This is a genomic window from Neisseria weixii (assembly GCF_042658245.1).
GTDB classification, from domain to species: domain Bacteria; phylum Pseudomonadota; class Gammaproteobacteria; order Burkholderiales; family Neisseriaceae; genus Neisseria; species Neisseria weixii.
On record NZ_JBHSPY010000004.1, the window covers coordinates 64,256 to 76,635 of the forward strand.

Consider the following 12,380-nt stretch of genomic DNA (forward strand, 5'->3'; position numbering starts at 1 on the left):
CTTAAGCTTCGTCTGGTTTCAATTCTTCTTGCGTGATGTATTGTGCAAAAGCCAGCAGATTGTCGAAGATTTGCGTGTTTTCCGGCAATTCTTCTTCCTTCTCCTGCAAGGTTTTTTTGCCTTTGCCGGTCAATACCAAGGCTGATTTGCCGCCAACGGCATCCATGGCCTGCAAATCGCGCAGGCTGTCGCCCACTAACCAAGTGTCGGCAGCTTGGGCTTGGAAGCGGTTTAAAATGTCTTGAATCATGCCGGGCTTGGGTTTGCGGCAGTTGCAGTTGTCGTCGGCCAAATGCGTGCAGAACCAAATGCCGTCAATCACGCCGCCGGCCTGCAGCGCCAAGCGGTGCATTTTGGCGTGCATTTCGGTGAGGTCTTGCAGGGTGAAATATTTGCGGCCGATGCCTGATTGGTTGGTGGCTACGGCGACCGTGTAGCCTGCTTCGGTGAGAAAGGCGATGGCGTCCATGCTGCCTTCAATCGGAATCCATTCGTCAACGGATTTGACGAAGTCGTCGCGGTCTTGGTTAATCACGCCGTCGCGGTCGAGGATGATGAGTTTGTTGTGGGATGGCATAGTGTGGCTTTCAGACGGCCTTTTTCAATATGGCCGTGTCAGATTATTTTTTTTAAAGAATGCTTCCAGCGCTCAAAGGCTGCCTGAAAAACGGGCGCGAGCAAGGCGTAGTTTTCGGGCGTGTCGGCCACATGGTAGAAGCTGGGCAGTTGCGGCGTATCGAGCGTGGTGACGTAGTCTTCCATAAACGCGCCGTAGCCTTCGTCTTCATCGTCGTAATAAAACTCGGTAAAGCGTTGACCCAGTTCGGTAAAGTCTTGGGGCGTGAGCACGCTGCCCAAATGGTTGCGCACAAATACCGCACCGCTAAATGTGCCGTCCAGCATGGCGGCGAAGTCGGAGGCGGTTTCCGGCGCAGTCTGCCATACCGGATTCACCAGCCCTTGACCGGCCGCCCATTGGAAATACATGCCCATGTGGGTGGCGGCATGGTCGGGTGACAAATCGGCAGGGTAGTCTTCTCCGGTGTGGAATTGAAAGTGGTCGTACATGGAGGGCTTTCGTGTATTGATGCAGTCCGAACAAGGTTTCAGACGGCCTATTTTACCAGTAATCCGCCGCTTTTCGCACCGGTAATATGCAATTCAGGCCGTCTGAATAGGTTGGGGCTTACGCTGATTCCCGGCAGACAGCTTCTGCCGCACATAAGGCCGAAGACCATGCCCATTGGAAATTGTAGCCGCCGAGCCAGCCGGTGATGTCCATCACTTCGCCGATGAAATACAAGCCCGGCTGCAATTTGCTTTGCATGGTTTTCGGGTCGATTTCTTTCACATTCACTCCGCCGCGCGTGGCTTCGGCTTTTTTATGGCCGTCTGAACCGCTGGGTAGAAGCGTCCATTGGTTCAGGCTTTGGCCGAGTTTGACTAAGACGGCATTCGGTACATCCGCCCATTTGTGCGCGGCATACGGGGCGAACTCGGCGCGCCTCAGCCATGTTTCCAGTAAGCGTTCGGGCAGGGACGGGCAGAGTGATTTTAAGGCGGTGTTGAGCTGGATTTTTTGGCCGTTTTTGCCGGTGCACAATTCAGCGGCAAGGCCGGTGTCGGGTACCAGGTCGATGGCGATGGTTTGGCCGCTGTGCCAATAGCTGGAAATCTGCAAAATCGCCGGGCCGCTCAAGCCTTTGTGGCGGAACAGTAAATCTTCATCAAACGACACACGCGTTTTGCCGCTGCCCACGCTGATGCGCACCGGCAGGGCAATGCCGGAAAGCTGGTCGTAGCCGTGTTCCGCCCAATGCTCGAAACGCAGCGGCACTAAGGCTGCTTCGGGAGGTACGATGCTGTGACCGAATTGCTTGGCCAGTTCATAGCCAAAAGGCGACGCACCAATGGCAGGTACCGCCAAGCCGCCCGTAGCCACAATCAGATTGTGTGCCTGAAATTCGCCGTGGCCGGTGTGCAGTCGGAAACGCGGTGAATCAGCGGCAGAGGCCGTCTGAAGCAGGTTGACGGTTTCGACCGTGCAAGCCGTGTGCCATACCACTCGGCCTTGTTTGCATTCGTTTTGCAGCATGGTAATGATTTCCTGAGCGCTGCCGTCGCAAAAAAGCTGGCCTTTGTGTTTCTCGTGATAAGTGATGCCGTGTTTTTCCACCAAGACAATAAAATCGGCGGCATGAAACTGCGCCAAGGCATGCCGCACAAAGCGCGGCTTCTGTGATACATAATAGGCCGAACCATCGTGGCCGTTGAGATGGCGGTTGGTGAAATTGCAGCGGCCGCCGCCGGAAATGCGGATTTTTTCACCGATTTTGGCAGCATGGTCAATCAGCGCGACGCGGTGTCCGGTCTGACCAATGCGTGCAGCGGCCAACATGCCGGCTGCACCGGCACCGATGATGACGGTGTGGAAAGTCTGGGGCATGGTGTTATCGTTTCACAATATAAAAGAAAAGGCCGCCTTTCAGACGGCCTGATAATCAGCCTGTAAACACAGGTACAATACCCATTTGGCTTAAAATTTGCGCAGCAATGTTGATGAGGCCGAAGGCGAATACCCACACCATCAGCCACACGCCGCCGCCGATGCAGTAGCCTTTGCCCGCGCCGAATTTCCGGCGCGATTTGTAGAGCAGCATGGCCGGAATCAAAGCCGTCCATACCGTTGCGGCCAAGCCGACATAGCCGATGGCAGTCACAAAACCGGTTGGGAACAGTAAACAGCAAACCAGCGGCGGCAGGAAGGTGACGGCGGCGGTTTTGCTGCGGTCGGCGGCGTATTCTTTCCATTTGAACATATCGGCAATGTAGTCGAACAAGCCCAAAGTTACGCCCAAAAACGAGCTGGCAATTGCCATATACGCGAAGAACGACAACACTTTGTCCATACTGCCCGTCGGCACGAATTTCGACAGCGTTTCAATCAAAACCGAAACTTGGCCTTCCGCCGCAATCACGGGGGCGAATTCATTGCGCGGCAAATTGCCTTGGATCGCCAGCTGCCACAGCACATAAATTACTAAGGCAATCAGCGTGCCCGTTTTCAAGGCTTTGGCGACTTTGGGCGCATCGCCGTCGAAGTATTTCAACAGGCTGGACACATTACCGTGAAAGCCGAACGACGCCAAACACACCGGCAACGCAGCAGCGGCATAAATCCAATAGCTGGTGTGCGGTGCGGCTTGGGTGTCGAACAATACCGGCAGTTTGACTGTGGAAATCAGACCGCCGGTCGCCCAGATAAAGGTAATGACCATGCCGCCGATTAAAACGGTGGTGAGGCGGTCAACCAAGCGGGTGGATGCCCACACGCAACACGCCAACACGCCGAAAAACACCAATTGCCCCACCGGTAAAGCCACTTCGCTTCCGGTCAGGCTGCCCAAGCCTTGCGCGGTCAAATCGCCGCCGACAAAAATGTAGGCATAGGTTAAAAGATACAGCACAAACGCCACCGCCAAACCGTTTACCACGTTCCAGCCCTTGCCGAGCAAGTCTTTCACCATGGTGTCGAAACTCGCACCATGCGGGTAATGCGTGTTCACTTCCAAAATCATCAGGCCGCTGGAGAGCATGGAAAACCAAGTATAAAGCAGCACCAGCAGCGCGCCGGTAAACCACACGCCCGAGGTGGCGGTGGGGTTGGCAAACATACCGGCACCGATAATCGTACCGGCAATAATCATCGCGCCGCCGAAGAGCGACGGTTGTTTGGCAGACATAATTAACTTTCCGGAATGAGGTTTCATACGGCATGGCAAAGGGATTCAGGCCGTCTGAAAGTATGAATATTTGTAAAGGGCTTATTATGCCGTAAAGTGGTGGGAATGGAAATAAAAACGCCGTCTGAAAAACAGTCGCAAACAGTAGGGCGGTAGCTTACTTTTGATATGATTTTTTTTCCTAGATGATTCTAAAAATTTTTTTCATGTCCTTTCTTTTGTAAATGAATTTTAACGAATATATTCAGTCAGTAGATACTGAACCGGTTCTATTTATATTTTTTAATTCCAAGAATGGCATTGAAAGTTTTATCTATTCAAGAACTGAAATATGTATAAGGTGCTTTTGGTCCGGTTGGGGGCTGCCATTGGTGCGGTTGGTGGCAGCCGTTTTTTTACTAACTACATTAGCATGGTCCGCCGGAGCTAGCGCGGCTGCTACCGAAGGTTTCGTAGGTGTGGGATGGGGATTTAATGGCGCTTTGGCAGGAGGAATGGTAACTGGTGTTGCCTGGCGATATGGAAAATAAAGCGATTGGAATAAAAGTCTTTTTTTGTGTGGTATTTTTAGTCGTGTCTTATCTTATCAGACAGGAATTCATTGCACGGAATATAGCAGACGGTTCTTTTATTGTTGCATTATCCGCAATAATTTTTATTTGGTCTGTTCCTGTACATAAGGCTTTATTCAAATACGGCATCGCTTTTTTCTCGATTGCTTATATATGTTTATATTCAATATTATAGGAAAACCAAATCTTGGCTTGAGCTGCGGCCGGCATATGTCTGAATAGGTTGTAGCTTGATAATATCAAGGCCGTCTGAACGTTTGATTTTACTTTCAGACGGCCTTTGGATAAGCCTAAATCAGCTTCTGCCACTTCATTTCGTTTTTCACATACGCATAATAAACCGGTGCGACCACAATGCCGCCGATGCCGAATATGCGTTCGAACACAATCATCGCCACCAGCAATTCCCACGCGCCGGCTTCGATTTCCGAACCGATGATTTTGGCATTTAAAAAATATTCCAATTTGTGGATCACCACCAAAAATACCAATGAAGCGATGGCGACATAGAGCGAAATGCCCAAGCTCAAAATGATGATGATGGTGTTGGAAATCAGGTTGCCCGCCACCGGAATCAGCCCGACGATAAAGGCAATAATCAACACGGTCACCCGAAACGGCAGCTCGATATCGAAAAGCGGCAGAATCAGGTAAAGATACAGGCCGGTCAGGAAGGTATCGACCAAGGAAATTTTTGCCTGCGCGATGAACACGCGTTCGAAACTCAGTTCGAAATTGACGATGCGCTGCACCATTTCCCGCTTAAATGCCGGCATGCTGCGGCGTTGGCGGCGCATACGCAAACGGTGGTAGCTCAACATCACGCCGATGATGATGCCCAGCAGAATATGCACGAAAGAGGCAATGCTGTGGGTGCTGATGCGGGTCAGCGCGGCGCTGTATTCTTCGATCAGCCGAATGCCGTATTGCTTGATTTGTTCCAAATTATCGGGCAGCAGGTTCAATACAAACTCGGGCAAATTATCGCTGCTTTTGGTGTCGGCCAAAATCGCCGCCAGCTTATCCAGCATCACCGACACATTGCCGCCGTGTATCAAATGATAAACACCCATCGACAGCAAAAACAAAATCAGCGACACAATGCCGATGGTCAGCGTGGTGGAGAGCAGGTTGATGTTGTGCACACTCAACGAGCGGTCGAGCAGCGTATTGCGCGACAGCAAACGGCGGCGCAGCCACAAAATGATGCCGTTGGTTTTGGTGATGAACACATACGTCAGAATCACCGCAAACAACAACGGCAGCAAACGGAAATACAAAATGCCCCATAAGCTGGCCGCCATCATCAGGTAAGTGGCGTTGCGGTAAAGCGAGGTCGAAGGTGGGTGTAGGCTCATGGTGTGTGCAATTTTGAAGCGTAAGGTTAAGACGTATTATGCCGTAAAAGTGGGTGGATGGTGGGTGAAAAAAGCCGTCTGAACATACAGTTTCAGACGGCCTTTATGACCCTTCAATCTACCTTTAATCAAGCCGCATCCACATCAAAACCGCTGTGGCGCAGCAGGGCATCGATTTGCGGTTTGCGGCCGCGGAAGGCTTTGAACGATTCGGCTGCCGGGCGCGAGCCGCCGACGGCCAGAATTTCGCGCCAGAAGCGTTTGCCGGTGGCGCGCAGATCGTCGCTTTCTTCAAAGGCGGCGTAAGCATCCGCGCTCAACACTTCCGCCCATGCGTAGCTGTAATAACCGGCCGAGTAGCCGCCGGCAAAGATGTGACCGAAGCTCAAGGCGAAGCGGTTGTATTGCGGCGGGCGAATCACGGCGACTTCTTCGCGCACCTCGTCCAACACTTGCGCCCAGTTGTTCAGACGGCCTGCATCGGTTTCGCTGTAAATCAGCATATCAAACAGGGCGAATTCCATTTGGCGCACCATAAACAGGCCGCGTTGGAAGTTTTTGGCGGCGGCCATTTTGTCGAACAATTCGCGCGGCAGGGCAGCGCCGTTGTCTTCGTGGGCAGACATTTCGGCCAACACATCGTATTCCCACACGAAATTTTCCATAAACTGGCTCGGCAGCTCGACCGCATCCCATTCCACGCCGTTGATGCCGCTCACGCCCAATTCTTCTACTTGACTCAACAAATGATGCAGACCGTGGCCGGTTTCGTGGAACAGGGTCAGGATTTCATCGTGGCTCAAGCGCGGTTCTTTGCCGCCTGCCGGCGGGGTGAAGTTGCACACCAAATAAGCGGTCGGGGTTTGGATTTGGCCGGCCCGGCCGCCGTCCATAAAGCGGCGGCGGCCTTTGTAGTCGTTCATCCACGCGCCGCCGCGCTTGCCTTCGCGGGCGTATAAATCCATGTACACGCCGCCGATAATCGCGCCGCCGTTTTCCAATTCAAAATAGCGCACGTCAGGATGCCAAACCGGCACGCGTTTTTCGATGAAATTCACGCCGTATAAGCGGTTGATTTGGGCAAACAGGCCGTGCAGCACTTTGCTCACCGGGAAATATTGTTTCACTTCGGTTTCGCTGAAGGCATATTTGGCTTGGCGCAATTTTTCGCCCGCGTAGGTCAAATCCCACGGCTGCAGGTCGGCCAAACCCAATTCTTCGGCGGCAAAGGCGCGCACTTCGGCCAAGTCTTTTTCGGCAAACGGTTTGGCACGTTTGGCCAAATCGCGTAGAAAACCGGTCACTTGCGCCGGCGTGTCGGCCATTTTGGTGGTCAGCGACAATTCGGCATAGTTGGCAAAACCAAGCAGCTTGGCGGTTTGCAGGGCAATTTCCAAGGTGCGGTTGATGTTGGCGGTGTTGTCGAATTTGCCGTCGTTGCTCAATTCGCTGGCGCGGGTCACATAGGCGCGGTAGATTTGTTCGCGCAGCCCGCGGTTGTCGGCATACTGCATCACGGCCAGATAATGCGGCATTTGCAGGCCGACTTTGTAGCCGCTTTTGTCTTCCGCTTCGGCAGCGGCGGCAAACATGGCCTGCGCATCTTCCGGAACACCGGCCAGCGGCGCGGCATCGTCAAAATACAGGGCAAACGCATCGGTCGAATCCAAGACGTTTTGCGAGAATTGGGCGGACAATTGCGCGCCTTCGGTTTGCAGCGCGGCCAGTTCGACTTGTTGTTTGGCCGGCAATTCCGCACCGCTCAACACAAAATCACGCAAATCGTGCGCCAGCTTGGTTTGCTGCGCTTCGGTCAGGCGGTCGAATTCGGCAGAGGCTCTAATCGCTTTGAAACGCTCATATAATTCGATATCTTGGCCGATTTCGGTGAAAAATACCGTTACTTCCGGCATTAATTCGTTATACACCGCACGCAATTGAGGCGTATCGACCACCGAATTCAAATGCGCCACCACGCCCCAAATGCGGCCGACGCGCTCGGTGATGTCGGTGAGTGCTTCGACCGTGTTGCGCCAAGTGGTGTCGGGTTGGGCTTTGACCGCCGAAATCTGTCCGCGCGCTTCGGCGATGGCGGTTTGTATGGCCGGCTTGATGAGTTCGGTTTGAATTTGGTCGAATTTCGGCTCGTCGTCAAGAGATAATAAAACGTTGTCGGTCATGGGGCTTTCCTTTGTGTTTTCAGACGGCCTTGTTATTGGAGGCCGTCTGAACGAAAAAACGATAAACAATATATAGAGCCAATTTGGTTGAACTCAAGTTTAGCATTGAAAACAGTCAGGCCGTCTGAAAAAAATCAAACCACCCGATCGGGGGTTTGAGCATCAGCGGGCATTATGAATCGGCATGTAATAATTGATGCTGCACCCGTAAAAATTCGTCCAACACCGTTTGCTGAATTTCCAAACGCTTCGCCACCGGCGCGGCAAAACGCACAATGATGTTGTACACCTTGTCATCATGCGGCACGCGGGTCACGCGCGGCTCGGCGGCGGGCGTGATAAACAGCTTTTCCACCTGCACCGCTTCCAAATATTTGGAAATATCGGCAATGTAAGGTGCGCACAACGGCTCCAACACCGCTTTCAAACGCGACACCACCGCATCCGAATCCAAATGAATCGGCACGGGAATCTGCACCGTGTGAATTACATAGGGTCCCAACACATTGTCGCGACGCACATTATGATTGAGCAGCAGGCTGTTGGGGAATGAAATCGTGTCGCCCGAAAGCTGGCCGACCAAGGCATTGGGACCGATTTCCATCATCAGCGTATTCAACAAATTAATATCGACCACACGGCCGCGCAAGCCGTTGATTTCAATATAATCGCCCACCGAATATTGTTTGGTAATCGAGCGTAACACGCTGCCCGACAAACACATAATCAATTCTTTGGTGGCCACCACAATCGCCGCCGCCACCGCAAACATCGACAAAGCCACTGTCTGAATCTGTGTTGCCCAAATCATTGCCAAACCCAGCAACACCAAAATCAGCGTCAGATTGCGGCTCACGACCAACGCGCGGCGCTTGGTCTCAATCGACAAATCCGGATGGCTGCGGAAATGCGCGCCCAAAAGCAGCGTGCGCACCGCCAAGATGCCGATAATCATCAGCACCGATTCAATGATTTCATAGCTGGCCGGAATCTCTTGCAGCCAAAGTTTTACAGTATCCCACATCTTGCGTTTTCCGTTTCTAACGGTATGTCATGTATAAACACGCATTATAAAGGCCGTCTGAAAAAAATGCTTGTGCCGCCGGGATAAGAATGCTATACCATAACTGATATATCATAATAAAATTCGTTAAAATCAAAAGTTTATTGAATAAATTTTGAGAAAAACATAAGATAAACACATACCAATTCTGCCTGAAAAGGCATACCGTCTCATGGAGGAAACCATCATGACCTGCAAAATCCATCACGAACACAACCACGTTCACGGCCAAGACTGCGATCAAACACGATGACCACATTGACTACCTGCACGACGGTCATCTGCACCACGAACACGACGGCCATTACGATGAACACACTTTAGCCGTTGACGGCACCAATCCCGACGGCTGCCATCCGTCAGCGACTGCGGCGACCACGTTCACGGCGAAGGCTGCGGCCACGAAGCCGTGCCACACGGCGATCACGTCGACTACATCGTTAACGGCCGCCTGCATCACCAACACGGCGACCATTGCGACGACCACGGGCCTGTGGAAATCGTGAAATAAAAAACTGATAACTTATTGAAAATTTGATAGTAAAGGCCGTCTGAAAATTTTTCAGACGGCCTTTACTATCTGCCTCAAACGCATTCACGCGCCCGAATCATTCGTAATGGAACACAAATTCCTGCACCAAATCCGCACTCAAACTTTTCGCGACCGGACAAGTATGCGCCGCCGCTTCTAAAACCGCGCGGCTGCGTTCGTCTAAATCTGCGTTCAAATAAAAATCAACCGTGACCTTCGCCACACGGCGCGGATTGGCCGCCATTTCCTTGCCCACTTCCGCCCGCGCGCCGGCTAAGCCTACGCTCAAATCATCGGCTTTCATGCCCATAATCGTCAGCGCACAAGCGGCCAGCGAAGTGGCCAGCAAATCCGTCGGCGAAAACGCTTCGCCTTTGCCGTTGTTATCGGTTGGCGCATCGGTGGAAATCGTGTCGCCGCTTTGTAAGTGGGTTAAATCGTTGTGCAGGTTGCCGGTGTAGCGGACGGTGGAGATGTGGGGCATGATGGGGTTCCTTTTTATGCAAAGTGATGGGATAAGAAAGGCCGTCTGAAAATTATTTCAGACGGCCTTTATCATGTCAATTCAATCAGTTCGGGGCCAATTCAAACCACTTCCAATTTCGCAAATTTCGTATCCAATTCCTTCACGCCTTCTTTGCCGAAATTAATCGTCAGCCGCGCCGATTCGCCTTTATTGACCGCATCGATAATCACGCCGGTGCCGAATTTGGTGTGGCGCACGTTTTGGCCGATGCGGAAACCGGCGTATTCCTGCGGCAGCTTGTAGTCTTCGACAACTTTATTGCTGCGGGTACGCGGGGCATCGGTAAAGCTGTTGAAATTTTGTTTTTTCGCCGACAGGTAATGCAACACTTCGGGCGGGATTTCTTCGACGAAGCGCGACACGATGCCGAATTGGGTTTGGCCGTGCAGCATGCGTTGTTGTGCCATGGTGATGTAGAGGCGTTTGCGTGCGCGGGTGATGGCGACGTACATCAGGCGGCGTTCTTCTTCGAGGCCGCCGCGTTCGGCGAGGCTGAGTTCACTCGGGAAGCGGCCTTCTTCCATGCCGGTGAGGAAAACGGCGTTGAATTCCAAGCCTTTGGCGGCGTGGACGGTCATCAGCTGAATCGCGTCTTCGCCTTCGCCGGCTTGGTTTTCGCCTGATTCCAGCGCGGCGTTGCTGAGGAAAGACAATACCGCAAAGGCAGGGTGTTCGGCGGCGTTTTCCGGCAGGATTTCAAAATTGCTTTCTTCGGGCTTGAACGCGACGGCGGCATTGGCCAATTCGTCTAAGTTGTCCAAGCGGTCTTGGTGGTCGCCTTTTTGCGTTTTGTAGAATTCGACCAAGCCGCTGTCTTGAATCACGCTGACCATGATTTCGGCCAGCGACAATTGGCCGATTTGGTTGCGCAGGTTTTCAATCAGTTGGACGAATGCGGCGATTTTGGTGGCTTTGGCACCGGCATCGCAGGCCGCCTGCCACAGGGAAATGCCTTGCTCGCTAGCGGCCGTCTGAAGGTTTTCAATCGTGCGTGCGCCGATGCCGCGGGCGGGCACGTTAATTACGCGCAACAGGGCGTTGTCGTCATCGGGGTTGACCGCCAAGCGCAGGTAAGCCAGCGCGTGTTTGATTTCTTGACGCTCGTAAAAGCGCAGGCCTCCGTAGATTTTATACGGCACGCCGCTGCGGAACAGGGCTTGCTCGATGACGCGCGATTGGGCGTTGCTGCGGTAGAGTACGGCCATTTCCGACAGCGGCCAGCCTTCGCGTTGCAGTGATTTGGCTTCGTCGATGATGAACTGCGCTTCTTCAAAATCACTGGGCGCGGAAAGGTAGCGGATTTTGTCGCCCAACTCGGCGTCGGTGCGCAGGTTTTTGCCCAAACGCTCGTCGTTGTTTTCAATCACGGCATTGGCGGCAGCGAGAATATTGCCTACCGAGCGGTAGTTTTGCTCGAGCTTGATCGGCGCTTCGATGGCGAACTCTTTCATCAGCGCGGTCATGTTGCCGACATTGGCTCCGCGGAAACGGTAAATGCTTTGGTCGTCGTCGCCCACGGCAAACACCGCTGCCTGATTGCCCGCCATCAGCTTGAGCCACGCATATTGCAGCTTGTTGGTGTCTTGGAATTCGTCCACCAAAATATGGTTGAAACGGTTTTGATAATGCACGCGCAGCATTTCGTTACTTTTGAGCATTTCATAACTGCGCAACATGAGTTCGGCAAAATCGACGACGCCTTCACGCTGGCAGATGCGGTCGTATTCGGCATAGCATTCAATCATGCGCTGTGTGTGCGGATCCGGCGCTTGCAGGGCAGACGCGGGCAGGCCGTTTTCCTTTTGCGCATTGATAAATCCCTGCAGGCTGCGCGGCGCCATGATTTCTTCGGCGATGTTGAGCTGCTTCAGCATGCGTTTGATTAGGGCCAGTTGGTCGCTGCTGTCGAGAATCTGAAAAGCCGCCGGCAGGTTGGCGTCGCGGTGGTGCAGCCGTAAAAAGCGGTGGCACAAACCGTGAAACGTGCCCAGCCACATGGCGCGCACGTTCACCGGAATCATCGCGCCCAAGCGCGTCTGCATTTCTTTGGCGGCTTTGTTGGTAAACGTCACCGCCATAATGCTGTGCACACTGGCCTGACCGCTTTGCAACAGCCACGCAATGCGCGTCGTCAGCACACGCGTTTTGCCGCTGCCCGCGCCGGCCAACACCAAAGCCGATTGCAGCGGCCAAGTCACGGCGGCAAGCTGCTCGGGATTCAAGCCGCTTAACAAAGAAGAAGGGGATTCGCTGGGAAACATGATGAGGCCGTCTGAAAAAGATTTTGGAATGCGGTATTTTAATATAAAACGATGAAGAAGGCCGTCTGAAAACGTGGTTGCAAGTGTGTTTTAATCTTCAGACGGCCTGATGGTGTCTGCCTTGGATTGACAAATATAATGAAAA

Annotated in this window: 9 protein-coding genes and 1 pseudogene; 1 reads left to right on the top strand and 9 read right to left on the bottom strand. The window is 52.9% G+C overall.

Annotated elements, in window-relative coordinates:
- Position 1: 1 nt before the first annotated feature.
- The 7 genes from gmhB to ACFPVS_RS04055 form a co-directional block, all read right to left on the bottom strand.
- Positions 2–577: a D-glycero-beta-D-manno-heptose 1,7-bisphosphate 7-phosphatase gene (gene gmhB / locus ACFPVS_RS04025; protein ID WP_096295969.1), complete on the bottom strand. Its 576-nt coding sequence runs from the start codon at positions 575–577 to the stop codon at positions 2–4.
- 38 nt (positions 578–615) lie between these two features.
- Complete coding sequence (locus ACFPVS_RS04030) at positions 616–1,068, bottom strand: DUF7832 domain-containing protein (RefSeq protein ID WP_096295968.1); 453 nt, start codon at positions 1,066–1,068, stop codon at positions 616–618.
- A gap of 118 nt (positions 1,069–1,186) precedes the next feature.
- Positions 1,187–2,446 carry a BaiN/RdsA family NAD(P)/FAD-dependent oxidoreductase gene (locus tag ACFPVS_RS04035; protein ID WP_096295967.1) on the bottom strand — a complete coding sequence of 420 codons (1,260 nt, stop codon included), beginning with the start codon at positions 2,444–2,446 and terminating at the stop codon, positions 1,187–1,189.
- Positions 2,447–2,501: 55 nt separating this feature from the next.
- On the bottom strand, positions 2,502–3,743 hold the full coding sequence (locus ACFPVS_RS04040; protein WP_096295966.1) for an aromatic amino acid transporter: 1,242 nt from the start codon (positions 3,741–3,743) through the stop codon (positions 2,502–2,504).
- Positions 3,744–4,605: 862 nt separating this feature from the next.
- On the bottom strand, positions 4,606–5,673 hold the full coding sequence (locus tag ACFPVS_RS04045) for an AI-2E family transporter (RefSeq protein ID WP_198345293.1): 1,068 nt from the start codon (positions 5,671–5,673) through the stop codon (positions 4,606–4,608).
- 128 nt (positions 5,674–5,801) lie between these two features.
- The gene (locus ACFPVS_RS04050; RefSeq protein WP_096295964.1) at positions 5,802–7,853 is read right to left on the bottom strand and encodes a M3 family metallopeptidase; all 2,052 of its coding nucleotides are present in this window, start codon (positions 7,851–7,853) and stop codon (positions 5,802–5,804) included.
- A gap of 172 nt (positions 7,854–8,025) precedes the next feature.
- On the bottom strand, positions 8,026–8,877 hold the full coding sequence (locus ACFPVS_RS04055; RefSeq protein ID WP_096295963.1) for a mechanosensitive ion channel family protein: 852 nt from the start codon (positions 8,875–8,877) through the stop codon (positions 8,026–8,028).
- 226 nt (positions 8,878–9,103) lie between these two features.
- Between ACFPVS_RS04055 and ACFPVS_RS04060 the strand changes: the two are divergent.
- A pseudogene (locus ACFPVS_RS04060) lies at positions 9,104–9,427 on the top strand (hypothetical protein).
- Between the two features lie 97 nt (positions 9,428–9,524).
- Here the strand turns inward: ACFPVS_RS04060 and ACFPVS_RS04065 are convergent.
- Entirely contained in the window at positions 9,525–9,932 is a 408-nt protein-coding gene (locus ACFPVS_RS04065; protein ID WP_096295962.1) for an OsmC family protein, read from the bottom strand.
- 101 nt (positions 9,933–10,033) lie between these two features.
- Positions 10,034–12,235, bottom strand: a complete 2,202-nt coding sequence (locus ACFPVS_RS04070; protein WP_096295961.1) for a UvrD-helicase domain-containing protein — start codon at positions 12,233–12,235, stop codon at positions 10,034–10,036.
- Positions 12,236–12,380 lie beyond the last annotated feature (145 nt).

Coding starts and splice junctions, on each gene's coding strand:
- ACFPVS_RS04070 (WP_096295961.1), bottom strand. CDS start 12,235: ATGTTTCCCAGCGAATCCCCTTCTTCTTTGTTAAGCGGCTTGAATCCC.
- ACFPVS_RS04055 (WP_096295963.1), bottom strand. CDS start 8,877: ATGTGGGATACTGTAAAACTTTGGCTGCAAGAGATTCCGGCCAGCTAT.
- ACFPVS_RS04045 (WP_198345293.1), bottom strand. CDS start 5,673: ATGAGCCTACACCCACCTTCGACCTCGCTTTACCGCAACGCCACTTAC.
- gmhB (WP_096295969.1), bottom strand. CDS start 577: ATGCCATCCCACAACAAACTCATCATCCTCGACCGCGACGGCGTGATT.
- ACFPVS_RS04030 (WP_096295968.1), bottom strand. CDS start 1,068: ATGTACGACCACTTTCAATTCCACACCGGAGAAGACTACCCTGCCGAT.
- ACFPVS_RS04050 (WP_096295964.1), bottom strand. CDS start 7,853: ATGACCGACAACGTTTTATTATCTCTTGACGACGAGCCGAAATTCGAC.
- ACFPVS_RS04035 (WP_096295967.1), bottom strand. CDS start 2,446: ATGCCCCAGACTTTCCACACCGTCATCATCGGTGCCGGTGCAGCCGGC.
- ACFPVS_RS04040 (WP_096295966.1), bottom strand. CDS start 3,743: ATGTCTGCCAAACAACCGTCGCTCTTCGGCGGCGCGATGATTATTGCC.
- ACFPVS_RS04065 (WP_096295962.1), bottom strand. CDS start 9,932: ATGCCCCACATCTCCACCGTCCGCTACACCGGCAACCTGCACAACGAT.